8 protein-coding genes are annotated in these 24839 nt (G+C 67.4%); 1 reads left to right on the forward strand and 7 read right to left on the reverse strand.

Annotated features, from left to right (window positions below; all coding sequences use genetic code 11):
- Positions 1 to 86 precede the first annotated feature (86 nt).
- The 6 genes from ACFOW7_RS07005 to ACFOW7_RS07030 all read right to left on the reverse strand — a co-directional run bounded on the left by ACFOW7_RS07005 (position 87) and on the right by ACFOW7_RS07030 (position 13716).
- Entirely contained in the window at positions 87 to 1091 is a 1005-nt protein-coding gene (locus tag ACFOW7_RS07005; RefSeq protein ID WP_378162499.1) for an ABC transporter substrate-binding protein, read from the reverse strand.
- Positions 1091 to 3094, reverse strand: coding sequence for an MFS transporter (locus ACFOW7_RS07010; RefSeq protein ID WP_378162501.1), 2004 nt, complete (start codon positions 3092 to 3094; stop codon positions 1091 to 1093). Before ACFOW7_RS07010 ends, ACFOW7_RS07005 begins: the two co-directional genes overlap by 1 nt.
- Positions 3091 to 3918: a hypothetical protein gene (locus tag ACFOW7_RS07015; RefSeq protein ID WP_378162503.1), complete on the reverse strand. Its 828-nt coding sequence runs from the start codon at positions 3916 to 3918 to the stop codon at positions 3091 to 3093. The genes ACFOW7_RS07010 and ACFOW7_RS07015 overlap by 4 nt, the downstream gene beginning before the upstream one ends.
- A 23-nt stretch (positions 3919 to 3941) precedes the next feature.
- Positions 3942 to 5573, reverse strand: coding sequence for a serine hydrolase (locus ACFOW7_RS07020; RefSeq protein WP_378162505.1), 1632 nt, complete (start codon positions 5571 to 5573; stop codon positions 3942 to 3944).
- Between the two features lie 311 nt (positions 5574 to 5884).
- On the reverse strand, positions 5885 to 13111 hold the full coding sequence (locus ACFOW7_RS07025; protein ID WP_378162507.1) for an amino acid adenylation domain-containing protein: 7227 nt from the start codon (positions 13109 to 13111) through the stop codon (positions 5885 to 5887).
- A gap of 8 nt (positions 13112 to 13119) precedes the next feature.
- Positions 13120 to 13716 (reverse strand): YcjF family protein, encoded by a 597-nt coding sequence (locus ACFOW7_RS07030; RefSeq protein ID WP_378162510.1) that lies wholly within the window; start codon positions 13714 to 13716, stop codon positions 13120 to 13122.
- Positions 13717 to 13810: 94 nt separating this feature from the next.
- Between ACFOW7_RS07030 and ACFOW7_RS07035 the strand changes: the two genes are divergently transcribed.
- Positions 13811 to 14482: a hypothetical protein gene (locus tag ACFOW7_RS07035; protein ID WP_378162512.1), complete on the forward strand. Its 672-nt coding sequence runs from the start codon at positions 13811 to 13813 to the stop codon at positions 14480 to 14482.
- Positions 14483 to 14915: 433 nt separating this feature from the next.
- Here the strand turns inward: ACFOW7_RS07035 and ACFOW7_RS07040 are convergent, their stop codons facing one another.
- Positions 14916 to 24410, reverse strand: a complete 9495-nt coding sequence (locus ACFOW7_RS07040; protein ID WP_378162514.1) for an amino acid adenylation domain-containing protein — start codon at positions 24408 to 24410, stop codon at positions 14916 to 14918.
- Positions 24411 to 24839: the final 429 nt, after the last annotated feature.

Consider the following 24839-nt stretch of genomic DNA (forward strand, 5'->3'; position numbering starts at 1 on the left):
AGCTCATGACTGCCCGTCATGGCAGCTTATGGGCTGCACCTAGCGGTGCTGGCTCATCTGGATGCCCTGCTGACAGCGCAGTGGTCTTAGAACTTCACCACCTCCGCAAACTTGAACGCCGACACCGGCGGATAGACCTTCAACTGCTTGGCCGCTTCCATATTCACCAGATAGGAGAAGCGGTTGAGCCGGTCGATTTCGATATCGGCCGGGCGTTTGCCGCCGAGCAGGATCTGCTCGGCCTTGTAGCCGACGAATTCGCCCAGGTTGTAGTAGCGGCTGACCAGGCCCAGCAGCGCCCCGGCCTGGCGGATCGGGGTTTCTGCGGCGGAAAACACCGGCACGCCGGCAGCGCGGGCCGGTTCGATGATGCGGCGGGCGTTGGCGATCACGAAGGAGTCCGACGGTAGATAGAGAAAGTCGGGCTGCTGCACCAACAAGCGGTTCATGACGGCTGCGAGTTCGCTCATCACCGGTTTCTCATCGGCATCGAGCGTCATCGGTGCCAGTAACAGCGTGGTCTCGCGTCCTACGGCAGCCTTGAGTTGGGCGATGGTCAGTATCGAATTGGCCTCGGCCGGGTTGTAGATCACCCCCAGCCGCCTCGCAGGGCGCACGCTATGGAGCGCCCGCAGTTGGGCATCCATCGGCACCAGATGCGACGCCCCGGTCAGATTGCGCCCCGACGATGTCAATCTTGGCACCAACCGGGCACCGACCGGGTCGGCCACGATATTGAAGACCAGGGGAATATCGGTGATATGGCGGGTCGGATCGACCGTATCGATCGTCCCGGCCACCTCGGCCGTCACCGTGGTGCCGAAGGTGTAGATCAGATCGGGCCGCAGCGTGCGGGCTTCCCGGACAAACTCGGCGATGCGGCGCCGGTCCTCGTGGGCATCGCGCACGATAAACTCGGCCGCGATACCACGCCGGCTGAAATACTCCATAAAGCCCTTCTCGGCCTCGGTCATGCCCCGATAGAGGATCAGCATGATGCGCCAGGGCGGCCGCTCGCCAGCCGGATACGTGGCGGTCGTGGCCAGGATGGCCGTCAAGCCCAGCAGAAAACGGCGACGGGGCCAGGCCATCAAGCCTCCTTGCGACGGTCGCGGTGTTCTATCCATTGGAAAAAGCCCGTGAACAGCGTGGCACACACCAGGCACAGAATGCCGATGCCGTAGAAGGCCCCTTTGAAGCCATAGTGGGTAATCAGCAGACCGGCAATCAGCGGTCCCAGCACATTCCCCAACCGCTCGATCAGCCGGAAGATGCCGGTGGCCGTTCCCATCCCGACCTCGCGTACCACGTCCTTGCAGAAATCGCCGACCAGTGCCAGTTGCGGCGACACGCCGATCGAGTGGGCGACGCCCAGCAAGGTGATGCTCAGCGCCACTCCAAAGGTATTGTCCTCGAGATAGATCGCCAGCATCGCCAGCGCCGCCATATAGCCGCCGATCCCCACAAACCAGCGCTGATGGCCAAAGCGGTCGGCGAGCCGGGCAATCATCGGCGACACCGCCACGATCACCAGCCCATAGGCCATCATCGCCCGGCCGGTGGACGACTGGTTGCTGCCCAGGTATTTGAGATAGAGCGGCGCGGCATAGTAGAGAAAACCAGTCAGCGCGATCTTGGATGGAATCGCCGCCAGGAAGGTGATCGCGACGAAACGTGGATTGCGCAGCAGCAGACGGAAGTCGCCCAGGCTGAGCTTGCGCTTGGCTGCCTGCGGCGCTACCGGCTGGGCATGGAGGAAACGCAGCGCAAACAGCGCCGTGGCGGCGCTCAGCCCGGCCGACAGCAGGAAGGTCATGCCATAGCCGACCCGGTCGGCCAGGATGCCGCCGATTGCCGCGCCCGACAGCGAGCCGGCAAAGAAGCTCGCCAGAAAGATCGCCATGCCTTTGGTGCGCTGCTCGGGCGGCGTGTTGTTGGCGATATAGCTTTGCGCCGTCACGAACACCAGCCCATAGCCCAGCGCCGTCATCGAACGCCACAGCACCAGATCGAACAGGCTCTGCGCCCCGGCTGTCAGCAGCAGGCCCGCGCAGGTCACCGTCGCGCCGATGGCAAACGCGCGGCGGTGGCCGACCCGGTCGCCCCACAGCCCGGCCCACGGCATCGACAAGGCCCAGACGAACATGAAGATCGAGATCGGCAGGCCGATCACCAGCTCGCGCGACAGTCCCCAGTGCGGCGAATAGAACTGACCGACGAACAGCGGGAAGAACGACAGCGACAGCGATTCGGCAAAGATCAGCAGGAAGAACGGCCAGCGGATATAGTCCACCGCCGTATCGCGCAGGGTCAGCGACTGTTCGGCCAGATGGAACTGGAAACCGCGCACCCGCTCAAGCGCGCCGTGGCGCAGCCGGCGCAGGGTGTCGGCGCGCCGGTTGAGTGCGTCCATCAGGCGGTTGAGCGGGCCATTGAGCCGGCCGATGCCCCCCTGGTAGCCCGGCGGCAGATAGTGGCGGAAGTCGCCACGGCCGACCCGCGCCAGGAATTCATGCAATAGCGTCGCCGGCCCCTGCACGCAGATCGTCAGCACAAAGCGCAACAGCTCCATGGCGATCAGGGTGGCAACGATCAGCACGGTCAGCACGTCGTAGCCCAATTCCCTGATCTGGTCCTCGACAATCGCGGCCTGCTGGCCCAGATGGAGCACGCTGACGCCATCGGCCAGCGGCAGGCGGGTATCGTAGTAGTCGCCGACCCGTATCGTCTGGGCTGCGTCGGCATCGGTCGGACTTGGCCGGGCGATCCGGCCAAGTCCGACCGGCAGGGCCGCGCCGCTGCGATAGAGAATATTGCCCGCCGGGTCGGCAATCGCCAGATAGTCGACGCCGGGGTTGTCACGTCGCACCGAGTCGAGAAACTCGACAGCACCGACCAGGGCATCGGGCGGCACACCGCTGCGGTAGGCGCTCTCGAGCACCCCGCCGGCCGAGCGGCCCACCACGGCCACGGTGCGTGCCATCTCGGGCGGCAGGGTGCGCTCGAAATGGCCCAGCGCCAGCCAGGACAGCACGATGGCCGAACCGATCACCAGCAGGGTCGACATCAGGATCAGGCGGGTCTGCAAGGTCATGACGACGCTCCCTCACCGGCCCCTTCCGCCTCGTCCGGATCGGCTTCCACCCGCGCCAGCTCGCGGTCGGCGGCACGGATCTGATCGATAAAACGCTGCACCCCTTCCTGCAAGGACTGATCGAGCTGATTGGGCGGCAGCCTCACTGCCTCATCGCGCGCCATCAGATCGAGCGAGCCGGCCACCTGGTCGATCTGGCTGGTGAAACGGCGGGTCAGCAGCCAGGCACCGATCAGGCTCAGCAAGGTAAACAGCAGTTGGGTCGCCAGTGCCGCCTGGGCCAGCCGGGTCAACATGGCGTCGGTAATCTCATCGATCCCGCGCCGGTCGTAGGCGATCACCACCGCTCCTTCCTTGACCCCGAAATTGTTGACGTAGGACAGCCCGACCAGATAGCTGTCGCCGCTGCGTGCCCGCCACCAACTGTCGGCGGCGGTGGCGGCGGCATGGTCGCGCCAGTAGTCGGCCGATTGCTCGGGCACATCGCCATTGCCGAGCAACCAGCGGCCTTCCTGATTGCTGAGCCCGGCGAAGCTGATCCCCGAATGGCGCAGCCGCAGGCCGTTGAGTATCTGCGGCAGACGCTCGTTGGCAGCCGGGGTCAGGCCGATGTTCATGCCCGCCTCGACGGTCTGGCGCAGGTCGCGCGCCAGCACCAGATAGCGCGTGACATGCTGTTCATGCAGATTCTTGCGGAAGTTGGCGTAGTTGAGCAGCGCCACCAGCGCCAGCACAAAGCCGATCACCAGCGACACCATGCCGCCGACCAGCAGCCACAGGGGCAGCGGTCGGCGGGAGAGAACGGCAGCGGGGGGAGAGGTCACTGCAACGTTCTCCTAGCGCAGGATCAATACTCGGTTAGGAAGCCCGGCCGGCGCTGTTCGCCGGCATAGGCCGCTTCTTGGCGCAGCATCACGCTGCTGGCCGGTACCGGACGGGTCGGCCACAGTTTCTGTAATACCTTATAGGTCATTACTGCACTGTAGTCGGGCATGGCCAGGGTGCGGTTATAGAAGAAGGACAGCGAGACATCCTTGTCCGGCACGTAGTACATCTGCGAGGTATAGCCGATCATCCCGCCCTGGTGGCCGATCAGGTTGGCGCCGTTGTCGCGGACGATGCCCAGGCCGTAGCTCAGATTGCTCTCGCCCGTGAACGGGATGAACTGCATACGCTGCTGCTGCATCGCCGGCGTCAGCAAGGTGCCGCGCCCGAGCAGCGTGGCGATCTTGGCCAGATCCTCGGTGGTCGAGATCACATCGCCCGAGGACCAGACGGTCGACGGGTCGCGGATCGTCACATCGGAGAACAGACCGGTGAGGCTGTCCACATAATAGCCGCGCGAGAACGGCGTAGGCAGCGTGATATCGCCCATTCTGGGGATCGAGGTGCCGTTGAGGCCATGGGGTCGCAGCACCCATTCCTCCACCGCCTCCTCATACAGCGTACCGCTCAGATAGGGCAGCATCAGCCCGAGCAGCACATAGTTGGTATTGGAATAGCTGAAGGTGCCGTAGGCCGGCCGGTTCGGCACGTTATTGGCGTACTGGAGCAGCTCATACGGGTGGTAGAAGGCCATGGGCTGGGATTCGAACGCCGTACCCCAGGTCTGGTTGGTGGTGAAGTTGCCAAGGCCGCTGGTGTGCTGAAGCAGATTGCGCACCGTGATCGGGGCGATATTGTAGGTCGGCAGATAGGTCTGCATCACCGGACCCAGCGTCTTGGTCGCCGGATCATCGAGCCCGACCCGGCCGGCGCCGGCCAGTTGCAGGATGGCCGTCGCGACCAGCGGCTTGGTGTTGCTGCCGATGCGGAAACGCGTATTGGCGGTCATCGGCTGGCGGGTGGTCAGGTCGGCGTAGCCGCTGGTGGTGCTCCAGGTGGTGCCGTCGGGGTAGCGGATCGACATGGCCGTGCCCGGAATATCATATTGCTCGGTCGACTGATCGACGATGATCTGGATCTGCCGCTGTTCCTCGGTATCGCGCCGGGCGCCTGCTACCTTGAACTGCCAGCAGTATTCGCGGCTCAGGGGCTGGCCGGTGCTGCTCTTGATCGAGGTGGACAGTCTGGCCGAATAGCGCTGGTTGCCCGCCAGCAGCTCGGCCGGGTCGAAGACGATGCCAGGCAGGGTCGAGTCGTAGCGGACCCGGCCGGTCACCGCCGTGCCGCTTTCATTGCGCACGGTGATCGAGTTGGCGTCGATGCTGTTGGGGTCGAGTGCCGCGGTAAAGGCGGCCACCACCAGCGAATTGGTGGCAGCGTCGATGCTGTCATGGCTGCGGCTGGTATAGAGCACCTGGGGTGAGCCGGCCGGCACCGCCAAGCCTTCGATCGGCCCGAGGCATTCGGGTTGGGCCTGTACGGGCGGGGTGACTGGCGTATCGCTGCCCGAGTCGTCGTTGCAACCGCCCAGCCCCAGGGGCAGTAGCAGGCCAGCCAGCAGCCAGCTTATCGGGCTACTACGGGTAAAAGCCATGTTCAACGTCCTTTCTGTCCGGTTCGGATAAACAACGGTCGACAGGCCGGACCCACCGGCTGCCGACCGGGTTCGATACGAGTCGCCGCCTCGGTCGACGAGGGTGCGGCAGAGTTACCGTGGATGGGCGCCGACAGGCATCGGCGCCTCCCGGGCTTTTCAGCAAGGCGCTTGATCGCTCCGTCTGGCCGGCCTTTCCCCTCTCTCGGGAACGGCCGGCGCGGCTGGATCGAAGCATCAATCTTTATTCATTTTTTATTTAATTTGTCTTTTTTACTTGCACCTCTCTGTCCATATTTTTTCCAAAACCCTTAACCCACCGCCGCGTCAGCGCCCTGCCAGGCAGCCAGAATGGCTGCCGCGCTGGCTTGCAGTTGGGCCGGGGCCAGCAGTTGGTGGTGGCTGGCGCCAAGCGGAATCTCCTCGTAACCGGTCGCCAGATGCGACCAGTCGCGCCACCACTGGTGCGGCGGCAGAGCGCCGCCGAGATCGGCCAGCAGATGGACCACCGGACAGACCAATGGCTCGGTCGGCAGGAAGGCATCGATCGCCTCGCGATAGCGACGCTCGCGCTGCAACAGCCGCTCGCGCGCCGCAGTGAGGCGCTCGCCCGGCTGTGCCGCCAAGGCCACCAATCCCTCACTCAGCGGGGTCGCGGCAGCTTCGCGCGCGCCGTCAACATGCCAGCAGTCGAGCAACAACACCCGCTCCACCGCGCAACCGCGATCAGCCAGCCGGGCCGCCAGCCCCAAAGCAAGCTTGCCGCCGCCCGAATAGCCGAGCAGGGTCAGCCGCTTGCCATCGCGGCAGTCGGCGACCTCATCGGCCAGACCGTCGAGCCAGGGGGCGATCTGCTCGAAGTCGACATCGAGGCTGAGCAGACTGCGGCCGGGCCAATGGGCGGCAAGTGCCGCGTAGACCACGCCGAGTCCTGGTGATGGCGGCAGCGCCAGCAAGGTGCTGTCGCTGTTTCCCGCGCCATAGCGGCGCAGCCGGCCGCTGCTGACGGTGGTGGCGCACGGACGCGCCAGCGCGTCGGCCAGCCGACGTGGGCTGGGGTGCTCGAAGATCAGCTCGGCCGGGCACGGCAGACCAAGCCGTCGTTCGAGTTCGCGAGCCAGCCGCATCGCCGCCAGGCTGTTGCCGCCCGCAGCGAAGAAGTCGGCATCGATCTCGATCGTCGGCAGCACGCTGCGAAAGCCTTCGAGCACGGTCTCAAGCCACGGCGAAGCGGGAAGCGGGGTGGTAGTGGCAGAAGGGGCAACAGGCAGGGCCGCCAGCGCGGCCCGGTCCACCTTGCCGTTGACGGTCAGGGGCAGCTGGTCGAGCCAGCGCAGCCGGGCCGGCAGCAGATGCGGCGGCAGCAGCGCCGCCAGCCGGTGGCGCAATACAGCCTCATCGGTCGGCTCACCGCACAGGAAAGCGAGCAACTGGTCGCCATCGACGCCGGTTTCGACCGTCACGGCCGCAGCCGTGACACCGGGCTGGGCCAGCAAGGCGGCTTCCAGCTCGCCTGGCTCACAGCGCTGACCGCGAATCTTGACCTGATCGTCGCGCCGGCCCAGATAGATCAGCCGACCGTCGTCGCGCCACAGCGCCAGGTCACCGGTGCGATAGCCGCGCTCGCCGGCTGCGGTGCGGTAGAAACGCGCCAGGGACTCGCCCGGACGGTTGAGATAGCCAAGCGCCACGCCGATGCCTTCGACGCACAGTTCACCGGCGACGCCGATGGGCTGGTCATGGTCCTGGGCGTTGACGATCCGGATCCGGCTGTTGGCAATCGGCCGCCCGATCGGCAACCGGCCCTGACCGTCGGCGGCGGCAACTGCGCCCAGCGTGGCGCAGACGGCCGTCTCGGTCGGACCGTAGGCGTTGAAGACCGTCAGTCCGGGCCGGGCGACCCGTTCGAGGTCATGGGCAAACGCCGCCTCGCCCGCCAGGATCAGACAGCGCAGACTGGCCAGATCGGCCGGGTCGAGATGGCGCAGATGGGACGGGGTGAAAGTGGCCACCGATACCTGATGGTCGCGCAGGAAACGGCCGAGCCGGACCGGATCGCGGGCGGTCGCGCCATCGACCAGGGCGAGCGCGGCGCCGCACAGCCAGGCCATGAAGCATTCCGACAGCGAGGCATCGAAACAGCAGGCCGCCAGTTGCAGCGCCGTATCGTCGGCCGTCATGGCAAAGGCCTGCATCTGGTCGGCGATCATATTGGCAAAGGCGCGCTGCGATACCTTCACGCCCTTGGGCCGGCCGGTCGAGCCCGAGGTATAGAGCAGATAGGCAGGTGCGTCGGGGTCGGGACGGACCGCCGGCAGCTCGGCCGCCTCGCCCTCCCCTTGCTCACAGAACAACTCGACCATCGTCGGCACCCCGGCCGCCCGCAACCTGTGCGCCAGCGCAGGGCGGGTCAGCACCGTCAGGGCGCCGGCATCTTCGATCAGCTCGCGCAGCCGGGCGTCGGGATGACGCGGGTCGAGCGGCAGATAGACGCAACCGGCCTGTAGCGTGGCCAATAGCGCCACGGCCCAGTCGGCGTCGCGCTCGTGCAGGACGGCCACGATATTGCCGGGCACGACGCCCGGTTGGCGCAACAGGGTATGGGCCAGCCGGCGGGCGCGGCGGTCGAGTTCGGCGTAGCTGAACGTACCCGTTTCGCCACGCAAGGCCGTGCGCTCGGGCGTGCGGGCGGCCTGCTCGCTGAACCAGCGCCCCAGATCGGCCAATGGCGCCGCCTGCGGCTCGCCCCGGCCGAAACCGGCCAGCAGTGCGGCTTCGCTGCCATCGAGCAGCGGCAGCGAACCGATGGGCCGCTGCGGCTGGTCCAGTGCAGCACTCAGCAGCGTCTCAAGCCGCGCCAGCAGCCGCGCGGCTGTGGCCGGCTCGTACAGATCGAGGCTGTAGCGCAGCCGACACGACAGCGCACCGTCGCGGTCCACGCCGAACTCGAATACCAGATCGAACGCCGCGCCTTCGCTGTCGAGCGGCAGATCGTCGACGGCCACGCCTTCGAGCGAGGCGGGCGGACGCGGCGAGTTTTGCAGCACCAACAGGGCGTCGAACAACGGATGACGGCCCGGCTGCCGCACCGGCGTCAGTTCATCGACCAGCCGGTCGAACGGCCAGGCGGCATGGTCAAGCGCAGCCTGGGCGCGCTCGGTGGCGCTGCTCAGCACCTCGGCAAAACTGTCCTCGCCGTCGAGTTCCAGATCGAGCACCACGGTATTCACAAACAGCCCGACCGTGCTTTCGATCTCGGGCCGGTCGCGGCCGGCCACCGGTGTACCGAGACGGACCCGGCCTTCGCGATCATGCCGATACAGCAGCACGGCCAGCGCCGCCGTCACAAAGCCGAACAGGCCGCTGCGCTGCGCCGCCAGCCGCCGTTGCAGCAGCTCGGCATCGGCGCACAGTCGGCGCTCGACACTGGCGCCGCGTCCCGAAGGCTGAGCCGGACGGGGCCGGTCAGGCGGAATCATGGCGATCGGACCGGGTGCAGCGAGCCGTTCGCGCCAGTAGGCACGCGCCCGCTGCCATTCCTGCGCGGCCTCGGCCGAGCGGGTCCAGACGGCGTAGTCGCGGTAGCGCAGCACGCTGCCCTCGCGGTCGGGCCGGCCGTTATAGGCGGCAGCGAGACTATCGAGCAGCAGACCGAACGACCAGCCGTCGCCGGCGATATGGTGCAGCACGATGCCAAGCACCGCTTCGGCCGGACCCAGCCGGTAGAGCAGAAAGCGCACCGGCGGCTCGGCGTCGAGCCGCAGCGGCTCGCGCAAGCGGCGGCCGATCTCGCGGCTGGCCGATTCGGCCTCTCCGGGCCAGTCGCACACTTCCAGCACAGGGCCCTTGGGCAGGATGCATTGCCGCAGCCCCTCGGCCGTCTCCAGATAGATGGTGCGCAGCATGTCATGACGCGCCACGGTGTCCGTCACCGCCGCCGCCAGCGCCTGCGCATCGAGCCGGCCACGCAGGCGGAAGGCGGCACCGAGCTGATAGGCCGAGGCGGCACCGAGCCGGCTCAGCAGCCACATCCGCTCCTGCTGCGGCGAGACGGGATAGTGCTCCGCCTCGGCAACCGGCGCGATGGGGCGGCGACCCGCTGCCGAGGCCGGACTGGCCGCAAGCAGACCCGCCAGTGCCCGCACGGTGTCGTGGCGGAAGAAATCCACCAGCGCGATGGCACAGCCAAAGACGTGTTCGATCCGCGAGACCACCCGCACCGCATGCAGGCTATGGCCGCCTTGCTCGGCAAACGGTCGCAGCGCGTCGATGGCGCTGTGGCCCAGCACCTCGGCAAAGATGGCGGCGATTTTCTCTTCGGCCGGACCCGCTGGTGGCGTGCTGACTGGCGCAGCGTGACCGGACTGGACCGTTGCAGCGGCTGTCCAGCCACGGCAATAGGCAAGCAGCGGCAGATAGTGGAGGCCGTGGCGCAGGCGCGCTTCGTTGACCAAGGCCAGCGGGAAGGCCGGCCGCACCAGTCGGGTGGTCGGCTCGGTCGAGGTGGGAACAGACGTTATGGCGCTCGGCGGCGGTGCTGCCGGCTCCTGTTCGGGGAAGCAGTAATCATCGAGCAGCGTGACGGCATCGATTTCAGCGCCGAGCTCGCTCAGGCGACACTCGAAGTTATCGTCTCCCAGCGAACGCCACGGTGCTGTGGCCAGGAAATCACGGACCGGCTGATTGCGCTCGGTCGGACGCAGCGGTGCCGTGATCCGCTCGCAGCCGCTGCGGCGAGCCAGCCGGCCCAGCGCGCACAGGATGGCCCATTCGGCGCGGCGGCCCAGGACACGGCAGCTCAACAGCAGCGTATCGATTTCAAGGCAGCGGCCGGGGCTGTCCAGCCGCAGCAATAGCGCGCCCGTCAGGCCATAGCGGCCGAAGCGGTCCTCGACCTCGACGGCCAGCGCCATCTGGCCCGCTGTGGTGGCGAATTCGCCGATTTCAGACTCGCTGCGCCGGCGTCCGCTCAGATTGAACTGGTTGGTGCGCAGGCTCAGTTGCGACAGCCGCGTCCACTGCCACGGCCGCGCCGGCCCGATACGCACGGTCAGCCCGATCTGGCGGGCAAAGGTACCGTCGTCGCGCTCGCTCAGCCGCTCCCGCAGCGAATCGCGTTCGCGCTCGGCACGCAGCAGATCGGCCCGTTCGCGGTCCTCGCGGGTGATCTCAGCCACATCGAAGGCCCAGACCCGGGCCAGCCAGGCCGGGAACTGGCGCGCATCGGCCGGCAGGGGCAGCGCCAGCGCTTCGGGGCAGCCGTTCATCACTTCGGTGCATTCGGCCGGGCTGTCATCGAGCAGCACAAAACTGTCAACGCCCAGATTCAGCTCGCGGGCCAGTGCCCGCAGATTGTCCGATTTAGGCTGCCAGTTGATCGCCGCCGCCGAGACATGTTCGCGCTTGAGCAGCATCTCGGACCGGCGCTCGAAGACTGCCCAGACATCGGCCTCGACATTCTTGCTGGCCAGCGCGATCAGCCAGCCCTCGGCCCGACGGGCCAGCAGAAAGGACTGCAAGGCCAGATGGCCTTCGCTCAGCACCACGCCTTCGGGTCCGACCTCGCCGCAGACATCGCCCCACAAGGTGTTGTCGCAATCGACGGCGATCACCTTGAACGGCGGCCGGGCACGGCAGACCACGGCACGGGCCAGCTCGGCCCCGAGAGCGGCACAGCCGGCCGTCGAATACGGCAGATGGCCGACCAGATCGGCGACCGGGTCGAACAGGGGACCGTCCACTTCCTGACGCAGCAGCTCGTCGATCTGGCGCACCGTCACGCCGGGCAGCTCAGCCACTTCGGCCTCGAAGCGCCGCTGCCAGGCCTGGGCGTGTCGGGCTTCGGCCGAGTCGGTGCCGGCACAGGGAAGGCCGAATACCACCAACGGCAATCCGCCCGGCCGGTTCCGTACCGCGTCGAGCATGGCGCTGCCGAGCTGGTCGAGCTGGCTCAGCGCCTGTCCGTCATCGGCCAGATCGCGCAGCGCGTCGGCAAAGCGGAACAGCAACAGGCCGAAGCGGCCACGGTTGAGCGGGCTGGCCGGATCGTGCAGCGCTTGCAGGCACTGGTTATAGGGCGCGAGCACGATCTCGGCCGGACAGGCCCATTCACGCAGCCAGCGGCGGGCGGCGTCGGCGACGGGTTCGGCGGTGAAGCTCGCAGCAACGCCGATCGGCCCGGGCGCCGGGGTGCGCCGCTCGGCCTCGGCCAGCTCGATGGCGCCCTGCTCCGGGTTGGCGATAGCAGCTTCGGCCAGGGTCTCGAAACGGGCAGCCACTTCGGCCATCACGGCGCTGTCGTACAGACCACGATGGAAACGCAGCCGCAATACCGTGTCGTCGCCGGGCAGGAACTGGCATTCGAACGGATAGTGGGTGTATTCGAACAGGCCGACGTCGTCTTCGATGGGGCGCGGCAGATCGGGGTCGGGTGCCGTGGCCTCGGCCTGCGGGTAGTTCTCGAACACCAGCACATGGTCGATCAGCGCCTGCCGCAGCGGGTGGTCGTTCATCGCTTCGGACAGGGGGTGATGATGATGCTCGCGCGCGGCGATGGCCGCTTGCTGGACCCGGCCCAGCAGCTGGCGCAGCGGCGGATTGTCGTCAAAGCGCACCCGTACCGGCACGGCATTGATGAAGATCCCCACGGTCCGCTCGGCTTCGGCCAGATCGCTGGGCCGCCCCGAGACGGTGGCGGCAAATACCGCATCGCGCCGGCCGTTGAGCCGACCCAGCAGCAGCCCCCACAGCGTCTGCACCACTTCGCTCAGGGTGACGCCGGCTTCGCGCGCCAGCGTCTGCAACCCGGCCACCGTCGCCGGCGCCAGGGTGTGGCGGACTTCACCGGCAGCGTAATCCTGCTGACTTGCCGTACCGAACCGGGCTTCGAGCCGGTGCGGCATCGGGGTGGCGATCTCGAAGCCCGCCAGCAGCGTGCGCCAGAAATCGCGCGAGGCGTGGCGGTCGCGGTCTGCCAGCCAGCGGATATAGGCCGAGAACGGCGGCGCCGGGGGCAGACGCAGCGGCGTGCCGTGCAACTCGGCCAGGTAGAGCGCATCGAGGTCGCGTTCAAGGATGGCCAGACTCCAGCCATCGAGCAGGATATGGTGAAAGCTCCACACCACCCGGTGCAGCCGCTCGCCCACCTTGAACAGCGCCAGCCGCAGCGGCACTTCGCGGGTCAGCTCGAAGCCGCGTGCCACATCGGCCGCCTTGTAGCGCGCCATCGCACTCTGGCGCGCTTCGGCGTCGAGTGCGCTCAGGTCTTCGTAATGGAACAGCAAGGGCGCCTGCTTCAACACCAGTTGCACCGGTTGCGGCACCTTGCGCACGGCAAACACGGTGCGCAGGATGTCATGGCGATCCACCAGCTTCTGCCACGCCGCCTGCCAGCGCACCACATCGAGCGGGCCGTCGAGTCCGTAGTCGATCTGCTCGAAATAGGCGTGCGAGTCGGGTTCGCGCAGGGCGTGGTAGAGCATGCCTTCCTGTAGCGGTGACAGGGCGTACAGATTCTTGATATTGCTGCGTTCGATCATGGATGGGATCACCGGCTCTGCCGCGCAGCCTGGTGACGGATCACTTCGGCGGCGGCGTAATGGGGGTCGAGGTCGGACAGCGTGCCGTCGGTTTCAAAGTGGGCGATGAACACCTGGCCGATGGCATAGGTCAGTCCCGAGGCGATCACCGCCGAGGGGACGAAACTGGTAAAGAAACTCGCCACCGATACCGCTGCCAGCGCACTGCCGGCCGCCCAGCCCGTCGATACACCACCGACCGTGGCCGCCAGCAGCGCCCGCAGCCGGTGTTCGGTGAAATCGACCGAATAGAGCTGGCACAGGCGACGCACCAGCTTCAACTGGATGGCAAAGCTCGCCAGGGTATCGATCAAGGGCACCGGAATCGCCATCGAGGCGCCCGCCAGCAGGGCATGTTCACGCACAATGTCCTCGGCGTAATGGCGACGTGCCGACACCGATTCCTCCTTCGAGATCGGTTTGAGCAGACCGGCTTTCTTGCGCACCGACGGCTGGCGCTTGCTGGAGGGCACGACTTCAGCGACAGCCGGCAACGATTCGGGGGCTGCGGCAACCTCAACCTTGGCAGGCTGAACCGGCGCCGGCTGGGCCGATTCGGCAACCACGGCCGGGACGCTGCGCTCTGGCTCAGAAGACGACTGCTTATCGCCACCGGCTGGCCCTGACGCCGCCTCAGACTTCTTGGGCGTCGCATCCTTCTTGGCACTGCTTTCGTGTGAAGAAGCGCTGCCCGCCTTCAACACCGACTCCGCCTTGGCCTCGCTCGGACGCCCCGACGAGGCATCCGACGCCTTCAATGCCGGCGCCGCTTTCGCCTCGCCTGGACGCACCGACGAGGCACCCGACGCCTTCAGCGACGGTTCCGCTTTCGCTTCACTCGGACGCACCGACGAGGCACCCGACACTTTCAGCGACGGTTCCGCTTTCGCTTCGCTCGGACGCACCGATGAGGCACCCGACACTTTCAGCGACGGTTCCGCTTTCGCTTCGCTCGGACGTACCGATGAGGCACCCGACACCTTCAGCGACGGTTCCGCTTTCGCTTCGCTCGGACGTACCGATGAGGCACCCGACACCTTCCGCGACGGTTCCGCTTTCGCTTCGCTCGGACGCACCGATGAGGCATCCGATGCCTTCAACGCCGGCTCCGTCCTCGCCTCGCTCGGATGCACCGATGAGGCATCCGACGCCTTCGAGGTCGGGTTTGTCTTTGTGTCGTTTGGATGCGGCGAGGGGGCATCCGATGGCTTCGACGACAGGTCGAGTTTGACTTGGGTCGGCGCAAGCGAAGCGCTGCCCGAGCCTTTCAGGGCAGGATCGGCCTGGGTATCGCCCGGTCGCATCGATGCGGCTTCGGCGGTTTGGCGCTGAGGTTCGGCTTTGGCACCAGCGGGGCGCACCAGCGATTCATCCGAGGGTTGCAGGGCAGCCTGGCGTTGGTCGGCGGGTTGCGTGCCGGTTTCTGCCTGGGCGGCCTGCTTGGTTGTGTTGGCGCCGGACGGATTTGCTGCGGTGCCAGCCGTTTGGGCGCTGGCGGATTTCGCCTCGTGCCGTTTGGCACCGGCCGGCCGTTGGCCATGGCGGTGCGAGGATGTCTTTTTTGAATCGGTCATGCGACTTCCTCCTTGCAAGGTTGAGGCGAGCGATGACGGATCGGTCGCCGGGACGCCATAACTTCCCTCTGGACAAGTAAAATATTTATTTCTGAATATTTACTGACATACATCTAGCACCGTTTTTTCCTGAAATTTTCCTTTTCAAACGGACAGGCGGAGACGGCTCGATTCCGTCTCCGCCGGCCATTTCATCGCACGCTCTGCTCCAGATCGTCGAGGAAGGCATCGAGCGCGGCGATGTCCATCCCGTCGAAGTCGATGTCGCTCGGGCTCAGTTGCGGCGCGCTGCAATCACGGCAGTGTTCGGCCAGCTCATGCAGATTGCGCTCGAAGTCGCGCCGCAGCGTCTCGAACAGCGCAAGCGGGTAGCGGCCGCTGTCGGCCACCATCCGCACATGGAGGCAGCCGTCCTTGACCTCGGCCGTTACATCGAGCGCATGGGGAAGACGGGTATCGGGCGCGATCTCGTCGCCGGTCGATTCGGGTGCCAGCAGCAACGGCATGGCATCGTCGAAGCGGCCCAGGTAGTTGAAGCTGGTTTCGGCGACCGGTCCGTGCGCCAGCTCGGCATCACCGTGCAGATAGCGCAGCACCCCATAGCCGAGCCCACGGTCGGGCACTCCCCGCAGCGCTTCCTTGACCTGGCGCACGCACAGCGACCACTGCTCGGCATCGACCTGCACGCAAAGCGGATACATCGCGGTAAACCAACCGACGCTGCGCGACAGATCGAGGTCATCGAACAAAGGCTCACGACCATGCCCTTCGAGTGCGATACGGCAGACCGGGTGGTACTGGATCTGCGCCAGCGTGCGCAGCCAGGCGGCCAGCAACAGCTCGTCACCCTGGGTCTGATAGGCCGTATGACCGTCGCCAAGCAGCAGGCCGGTCGCGGTCGAATCGAGCACGAACGCCAGCAGCGGCCGCGCCTCGACTGGCGCCGGCACCGCCTCGGCGCGCAGCTGCGGCAGATGACCGCACGGCTGTCCCAACCGCTCGCGCCAATAGGCACGCTGCTCGACAAAGCGTGGCTCGGCCGCCAGCCGGCGCGCCCAGGCGGCCGGCGAATGGGTGCGCGGCGGCAGCTCGGCCTGCTCGTCCTTGAGCAAGCGGGACAGATCGTCGAGCAGCACGCGCCATGACACCCCGTCCACGGCCCAGTGATGAATGGTCAGGAACAGGCGGGCCGCCTCGGGCAGACGGTAGAGCACCGCTTGCAGCAGCGGCGCCTCGGCCGGGCGGAAGGACGCCTGGGTCGCGGCGATATCGGCCTGCATCTGCGCCAGCTCGGTACAGCCGACCTCGCGCAGCGCAGCCGGCTGTGCCGACTCGAAACGCTGCCATGGCCGCCCGGACGCATCGCGGCCAAAACGCAGCCGCAGGGCATCGTGCCGGTCGATCAGCCGGTCCAGCGCACTCTGCACCGTCGCCAGCGTGGTAGCGGCCGGCAACACCAGCAATATCGATTGGTTGAAATGGTGGGCGCTGCTGAAGTCCTGTTCGAGGAACCAGTGCTGGATCGGCAACAACGGCGCCTGGCCCCACTCGACCGACACGGCCGCACGACCCGACGTGCGTTCGGCCAACTGTGGCGCCAGCGCGGCAATGGTCGGGCTTTGCAGCAACTGGGTGACTTTGAGCTGGAAGCCCCGTTCACGCAGTCGTGCCGCGATCTGGATCGCCTGGATCGAATCGCCGCCCAGGGCGAAATAGTTGTCCTCGACGCCAAAGTCCTGCCGGCCCAATACCTCGGCCCAGCACTGCCACAGCACCTGCTCGCGACCTTCGCTGGGCGCGACCACTGCCGCCAGCGGCGCTGCGGCAGGTTCGGGCGCAGGCAGGGCGGCACGGTCCACCTTGCCATTGCGGTTCAGCGGCAGCGCCGCCAGTGCGACACAGTGCGCCGGCCGCATATAGCCCGGCAGCCGCTCGGCCAGATGAGCACGCAAGACGGCTTCCCCGACCTGCGCCCCGGACGCGACGGTGTAATAGGCCACCAGTTCCAGATTGCCCTGTGCCGTCGCCCGCGGCATCACATGGACCTGGGCGACCCCGGGCAGCGTCAGCAGCGCCTGCTCGACCTCGCCCAGTTCCACCCGATAGCCGCGAATCTTGACCTGTCCATCGAGCCGGCCCAGGAACACGATGGCGCCATCGTCGCGCCGCAAGGTCAGATCGCCGCTGCGATAGAGCGGCTCATCGACCGAGCGGACCCGCACAAAACGCTCGGCAGTCGTCTCCGGCAGGCCCAGATAACCGAGCGCCAGCCCCGCCCCACCGATATACAGCTCGCCCGGCACGCCGACCGGCGCGGGTTCGCCCAGCGCATCGAGCACATGGGCCGTGGTGTGACCGATCGGCAAGCCGATCGGCAGACGCGGATGGATACCCGCCAGATCGGCAGGTTGCACCACATGGAAGGTGGAGAAGGTGGTGGTTTCGGTCGGTCCGTAGACATGGACCAGCGCGCCGGGCTGCATCAGCCCGAGTGCCCGTTCGACCAGCGGCAGATTGGCTTCCTGGCCGCCGAAGTAGAGCTTGCGCAGCCGGCGCAGCGACTGCGGTGCCGCTTGCACCCACTGGTTGAATAGCGCCGTGGTGACAAACGACACGGTGACGCCGTGCCGCTCGACGAAATCGGCCAGCGCCTCTGGGTCCATCGCCGTATCACGGTCGGGCAGACACAGGGCCAGACCATGACACAGCGCGGCAAACAGATCGAAGGTGGCGCCGTCGAAGGCGTAGTTGGACAGTTGCAGCAAGCGGTCGCCCGTGACGGGCTCGAAGTACCGGCTGTCCGACACCAGCCGCAACACCGCACGCTGCGGTGTCGAGACGCCCTTGGGCCGACCGGTCGAGCCCGAGGTGTACATCAGATAGATCGGGGCCTCGCCGCCACGGCGCGCCACCTGCACGGGCTGTCCGTGGCCGACTTCATCGAGCTGCAACAAGGGCAGCGCCGGCAGATCGTCGCGCTCGCGCTCCCGGTCGTAGAGCAGCAGCGCCGCGCCGCTGTCTTCGAGCAGGAAACGCCGGCGTGCAGACGGCGCATCGGGCTCGATCGGCACATAGGCCGAACCCACCTTGAGCACGGCGAGTACGGCCACGATCCAGCCCGGCCCCCGCTCGAATTGCAGCGCGATATGCCGGCCGGCCGCCGCCTCGACGCCCAGCGCCGCCTGGATGCGGGCTGCCCAGTCGGCTGCGGCGGCGTCAAGCCGGCCATAGCTCCAGCTCTCCCGATCATCGATCAACGCCGGCGCCTCGGGCATTGCCTGGGCCCAGTATTCGAAACGCTCCAGCACGCTGCTGTCAGCCAGTGCCGGTGAGGCGGGATTGAGCGTATCGAGCAGCCAATGCCGTTCAGCAGGCGCCAGCCAGTCGAGCCGATGGAGCGCTGCTGCCGGCGTGGCCGCGGCGGCCTCGATCAGCCGGAACAGCCGCTCGGCCAATGCCTGGACCGTGGCTGGGGCAAACAGATCGCTGTCGTATTCCAGATCGAGCCGGCCGCCCTGGCCGTCCAGACCGAACATCCAGCACAGATCGCAACGCGAGCCACTGCGCGGCAGCTCGCGTTCGGCACAGACGACGCCGTCGAGTTGCAGCGGTCCACCCAGCGGTTCGACCGACAACATCACATCGAACAGCGGCGAGCGGGCCGTATCGCGCTCCAGACCCAGCTCCCCGACCAGCCGGTCGAAGGGATAGCCCTGGTGCTGCACCCCCTCCGCCACCTTGGCCGCGGTCCACGCCAGCCAGTCGGCGAACGGCATCTCGGGCACCAGGCGGTCGCGCAGCGGCAGGGTGTTGACGAAACAGCCGACCATCCGCTCGCTGTCGGGATGCAGTCGCCCGGCCACCGGCGCACCGATCACCAGATCGGTCTGGCCCGCCAGACGCCACAGCAGCAGCCGCAGCGCAGCGAGCGCCACCGCAAACTCGCCGCAGCGGGCGCGCTCGGCCAGGCTGGCCAGCGCCGTGCGGGTCGCCGGCGACAAGGGCAGCCGCAGCGTGGCGCCGCGCAGCCCCTGGACTGCCGGGCGCGGGAAGTCGGTCTGTAGATCGAGCGTGGGCAGCGGTCCGGCCAGCTCGCGCCGCCAGTAATCGGCATCGGCCGCAAAATCGCCGCGCGCCAGCGATTCACGCCAGTGCACCGACAATTCGCGATAGGACGAAGGCAGGGCCGGCCAGTCGGGCGCGCGGCCGGCGCGGCGGGCAGCGTAGGCCAGCGCCAGATCGTGCGCCAGCAGCGGCATCGACCAGCCGTCCGCCGCGATATGGTGCAGCACCGTCAGCAGGCTGCCGCGTCCCGGACCTTCCTGGCACCACAGCACGCGCAGCGGCCATTGCTGCGCCAGATCGAACGGCCGGTCGCGGAATTCGAGCAAGCGCGCCCGCCGCTCGTCTTGGCTCAATGCCGAGCCATCGAACTCGTGCCAGGCAACCGCGCCGGGCGGGTCGAGCCGTTGCAGCGGCTCTGCGCCCTCGACCACGATCCGGCTGCGCAGCACCGCATGGCGCCCGGCCAGATCGGCAAATGCGGTGCGCAGGGCCGGCAGATCGAGTGGTCCTTCGATCTCGCTTGCTCCGGCGATATGGTAGGCGGCGCTGGCCTGGCCGATGCCATGGAGCACCCACAGCCGCTGCTGCATCGGCGACAGCGGCGCCGGGGCGGTGTCGGACAGGGCCGCCAGCGGGGCCGCCCCGGGCGCCGAGTCGCCACCCAGCCTTGCCGCCAGCGAAGCCGGCGTTGGCGCTGCATACAGATCGGCCAGTGTCACCGCCCGCTGCAAGGCACGCGCCGCACGCAATACCAGCCGGTTGGCGGCCAGACTGCGCCCGCCCAGGGCAAAGAAGTCGGCGTGACGGCCCACCTGGGCCAGATCGAGCACTTCACACCACAGTCGCGCCAGTGCCGTCTCGGTCGGACCGACCGGCTCGGTGCGGTCATGGCTCAGCGCCGCCCGCGGCTCGGGCAGCGCAGCCACATCGAGCTTGCCGTTGGCGTTGAGCGGCAGTGCCGTCAGGCGCACCAACAGCCTTGGCACCATATAGTCGGGCAGTCGGCTCGCCAGAGCTTCGATCAGTTGCTGACGCTGGGCCGCTTCGTCCACCTGGGCCGCCTCGGCCGTGGGTGTCCAGTAGGCGACCAGCGCCGTATCGTCGCCAACGGGCCGCACCAGCACGCGGCCGTCCATCACGCCAGGCAGACTGACCAGCGCCCGCTCGACTTCGCCGATCTCGATCCGGTGGCCGCGCACCTTGACCTGACCGTCGAGCCGACCCAGGAATACCAGTGAGCCGTCGGCCCGCCGCACTACCCGGTCGCCGCTGCGATAGCGCGGCGTGCCGTCGGCGGCAAGGCCGAAAACGGTGGCGCTCAGGGCACTCTGGCCCAGATAGCCCAAGCCCACCCCGACCCCTTCGATCAGCAGCTCGCCCGGCACGCCGACCGGCAGCGGCGTCAGATCGGGCGCCACCACGCGCAGCGCCGTGTTGGCGGTGGGTCGGCCCAGCGGCAGCGGTCCCTCGCCTGCGGCGTCGAGACATTCGTGAAAGGCCGCACAGACGGCGGTTTCGCTCGGGCCATAGGCATTGATGTAGCGGATGCCCTGCGCCAGCACCCGCGCCACATCGGCCCGGCGCGGCGACTCGCCGCCGGTGTTGAGCAGGCGCAGCGGCAGCAGCGGCAGCTCGATCAGACTGTTGAGAAAACCGGGCGTCACCGCCGCCACCGTCACCCCGTAGCGGCGCAACGCCTCGACAAAGCCTTGCGGCGTGGCGGTGCGGGCGCGGTCGGTCAGCACCAGCGCTGCCCCCGAACCCAGGGCCAGGAAGATTTCAAACAGCGCCACATCGAAAGCGGGTGCGACGAATTGCAATACCCGGTCCGTGGGCTGCATATCGAGCGCCTCGATCTGGTCTTCGATCATATTGAGGAAGGCACGATGGCTGACCTGGACCGCCTTGGGCCGGCCGGTCGAGCCCGAGGTGTAGATCAGATAGGCCGGCGCAAGCGGATCACCCCCCGTCTGCGGCGGCACCGGTCGGCCCGGCAGATCGAAGCCTGCCACCACCGTGGCGATCTGCTGCGGCAGACCGGCGCGGCGCAAGCGGGCTTCCTGGGTCGCGTCGGTCAGCACCACGCCCGCACCGGCATCGGCGATCAGATCAAGCAGACGGGTGTCGGGGAAGGCCGGGTCGAGCGGCAGATAGACCGCCCCCGCCTTGAGCGTGGCCAGCAGCGCCAGCGGCCATTGCGGGGTGCGCTCGAGCAGCACGGCGACAATCTGGCCGGGCTTGACGCCCTGCGCCAGTACCAGCCGCTCGGCCAGCGCATTGGCGGTCTGGTCGAGCGTGCGGTAGTCGATCTCGCCGGCGTCGCCCAACAGTGCCGGCGCCTCAGGCCGCAGCGCGGCCTGACGGGCAAACGCCGCCTCGATCGTGCCAAGCGGCAAGGGCCGGCTCGGGCCGTTTTCCCAGTCGCGCAGCGCTTCGAGTTCGGCCTGATCAAGCATCGGCAAGGCCGCCACCGTGGCGTCCGCCGCGGTCGGCAAGGCCGCCAGCAGATTGGCCAGATGGCGCCCCAGCCTGGCGACGAATGCCGGTTCGAACAGCGCGCGGCGGTAATCGAGCCGCAGCCGCCAGCCTTGCGGACCGACTGCCAGCCGCAGCGTCAGATCGTAGCGGGCGGCACCGGGGTCGAGTTCATGTTCGAGCACGGCAAGCGGCTCAAGCGCCAGTTCGCCCGGCGCCGGTTCCATCGCCAGCATCACCTCGAACAGCGGATTACGCAGCGGATCGCGCGCATCGCCATAGTCGGCGGCCAGCCGCTCGAACGGGTAGTCCTGATGGGCATGGAGTTCTGCCACCGCGCGGCGGGTGCGTTCGAGCAGCTCGCCCAGCCCCAGCCCCGGCTGCACCTTGAGTGCCAGCGGCAGGGTATTGACGAAGAAACCGACCGTATCGGCCAGTTGCGGATGGCCCCGGCCTTCGACCGGGGTGCCGAATACCACCGTATCGCTGCCGCCATAACGTTGCAGCAGCACCGCCAGCGCCGCCGCCACCCCCATGAAGGGTGTGGCCTGACGCGCGGCCAGCCAGGCCTGCAACTGGGCCGCCGTGTCGGCCCCCAGCTCGATCGCGGCCGTCGCCGCCCGACCGTCGTCGCGCCGCACCGACTCGGGCGAACGGGTCGGCAGCATGGCACGGCGGTCCAGATCGGCCAGCCGACCGCGCCAGTAGTCGCGGTGACGACTGAGCTCGGTCTGGCGCGCTTCACTGGCCTGCCAGTGCGCCACATCACGCATCTGCAAGGGTGCCTCGCCCAATGACGGTGTATGGCCGGCGCACAGGGCCCGATAGGCCGTGGCCAGTTCGCGGTTCATCAGCGCCATCGACCAGCCGTCGCAGATCAGGTGATGCATCAACACCAGCAGATGATGGCGCTCGGGCGTATCGCGCAGCAGGGCCACGCGCCACAGCGGCGCGCCGGCTTCGAGACCCACGGCCAATTCACGTTCGATGGCCACCGCAAGCGGCTCGATCTGGCCTTCGCCCAGGTCTTTCTCGACCCAGGCCACCTCGGCCCGCTCGAGCACCCGTTGGCGCGGGCCGTCTTCGCCGGCCTCGAACACCGTGCGCAGCGATTCATGCCGGTCCATCAGACACTGGAAGGCCGCGCGCAAGGCCAGCGGGTCGAGTTCGCCATGAAGTTCCAGCCATTCGGGATTGAGATAGAGCGCTTCGCGTCCCTCGATCCGGGTCAGCACCCACAGCCGCGCCTGGGCTTCGGTAAGTGGATAGTCGGACGCCAGCGGGGCGCGCTCGATGGCCGCCTGTTGCGGTCCGGGCTGGCTGGCGGCGAGCCGGCGGGCCAGCGCGCGGACCGTGCCGTCCTCAAAGAAATCGCGCAGCGTCAGGCTGGCGCCGAACTGACGGTTGATGCGGCCAAGCAGGCCGATGGCACGCAGCGAGTTGCCGCCGATATGGAGGAACTGGCTCTCGACGCTGACCCGATCCAGCGCCAGCGCTTCGGCCCATAGCTGTGCCAGCGCGGTTTCGAGTTCGCCTTCGGGCGCGACAAAGCCACGATCGCCGGTCTGCAAGGCTTCGGGACGCGGCAGGGCGCGGCGGTCGATCTTGCCGTTGAGGTTGCGCGGGAAGTCATCGAGACAGACCACATGGCCCGGCAACATCCCGGTCGGCAGCGTCTGCGCCAGATGCTCGCGCATGGCCGTCTCGCAGTCGGTGCGACCGTCGGGCAGCACCGCCGGATCGGCCAGCGTGAAATACACCACCAGCCGGTTGCCACCATCGGCCAGCCGGAAGGCATGGGCCACCGCTTCGCCGATGCCGGGCCATTGCCGCATCGCCAGTTCGATCTCGGGCAGTTCGATCCGTACCCCGTCGATCTTGACCTGCCGATCGGCCCGACCAACGAATTCGATGCTGCCGTCGGGCCGGTAGCGGCCGAGGTCACCGGTCTTGTAGATCCGGTCATTGGGGTCGTCGCCAAGCGGGTTGACGATAAAGGCAGCCGCCGTGGTGTCCGGATCGCGGTAGTAGCCATTGCTGGCAAACGGGGTCTTGATATGCAGCTCCCCCACCTCGCCCGGCTCGCATAGCCGGCCGTTGGCCAGGATCAGCACCACGGCATTGGCGATCGGCCGGCCCAGCGGCACGATGGCGCCGGGCGCGTAGGCTTCCTCGATACGATGGAACAGCTTGGCCAGCGTGGTTTCCGACGGGCCATAGAAATTGATCAGTTGCGCCCGGCCACCGGCAGCCTCGCGCCAGTTGGCCACATCGGCGCCATAGAGCGGTTCGCCCGCCAGCACCACCTGGCGCAGCGAGTCGGGCGCCCGGCTCAGGTCGCGGGCGGCCCGGGTCAGCAGGCGGAACAAGGACGGAACGCAATGGAGCAGCGTAATCCGGCTGCGTTCGAGCCAATCGAGCAGCGCATGGCTATCGGCCCGGTCGGCCGGCTCGGGAATCACCAGCGTGCCGCCCGCCAGCAGCGGCACAAAGATCTCGCGCAGGCAGACATCGAACGTTGGCGCTGCCAGCCAACTGGCCCGGGTGTGCGAGTCCAGGCCGAATTCCGTCTTCTCCCAGTGGGCGAAATGGCTCACGCCCTTGTTGCGGCCGGCAATCAGCTTGGGCACCCCGGTCGAGCCCGAAGTCTGGATCAGATACCCCGTATCGTCGTCACCGGCCAGAATCGGCGGGTTGGCATCCCCGGCCGAAGCCGGCAGGCCATGGAGCCGCGCCACATCAAGCGGCAGCAGCGACACCCCTTGCGGACAACGCTCGGCCATCGCGCGCACCGTGGCCTCGTCCTGCGGCCGCAGGCACAGCACGCGCGGGTTGACCATACCGAACAACTGCCGCTGCCGCGCCTCGGGCGCGGCCAGATCGAGCGCCATGAAGATGGCGCCGCGCTTGATGGTGGCCAGGATACCGATCAGACATTCGATACTGGCCGGCATGGCCAGACCGACCACATCGCCCGGCACCACCCCGGCGTCGCGCAGGGCAGCGGCCGCCAGATTGACCAGTCGATTGAGCGCCCGATAGCTGAGCTGGCGCGTTGCCTGTTCCACAGCGATCGCGTCGCCGCCCGAAGCCATCAGATGTTCGACCACGGCGTGCAGGTTTTTTTTATTCAGGGCTGAATTCACTCGCAAGCTCCAAGAAAATGGGGAGGTGGGCGCCGTTCCGGCCGGCACCGGCCAGGAACGATCCTGCAAAACGGCTTCTACAAGGTACTTCCCAATAATTTTTTGTTTTTGTTTGAACACCGCTCCACATATGGCGGATTTCTTTCCTGAAACTTTCCTCTGTGGATGAATCCAGGTCGGGTCCGCCACAGCCACTTCGCCGCCAGACCCCTCGGACGCTGACCGGACCCACCACCTTCGCAGACACCAATCCCGCGGCAGCAGCCCGCTCCGCGCTGTCCGGCATCACGTCGTCCTGTGCTGCACCGCTTCGCCCGGATCGCGCGGCGAGGGCCGGTCCGTTCGGGGCCGGTCCGGACGCAGCAATGCGCACGGCGAGTGAGCCGAACGCATTGTTTATTTCTTTTCTTCTATAACTGACTACTGGTC

This window comes from Chitinimonas lacunae (assembly GCF_042650885.1).
Taxonomy (GTDB): Bacteria; Pseudomonadota; Gammaproteobacteria; order Burkholderiales; family Chitinimonadaceae; genus Chitinimonas_A; species Chitinimonas_A lacunae.

Excerpts from the sequence above, each read along its gene's own strand:
- ACFOW7_RS07025 (WP_378162507.1), bottom strand. The coding sequence starts at position 13,111 with ATGATCGAACGCAGCAATATCAAGAATCTGTACGCCCTGTCACCGCTA.
- ACFOW7_RS07005 (WP_378162499.1), bottom strand. The coding sequence starts at position 1,091 with ATGGCCTGGCCCCGTCGCCGTTTTCTGCTGGGCTTGACGGCCATCCTG.
- ACFOW7_RS07020 (WP_378162505.1), bottom strand. The coding sequence starts at position 5,573 with ATGGCTTTTACCCGTAGTAGCCCGATAAGCTGGCTGCTGGCTGGCCTG.
- ACFOW7_RS07010 (WP_378162501.1), bottom strand. The coding sequence starts at position 3,094 with ATGACCTTGCAGACCCGCCTGATCCTGATGTCGACCCTGCTGGTGATC.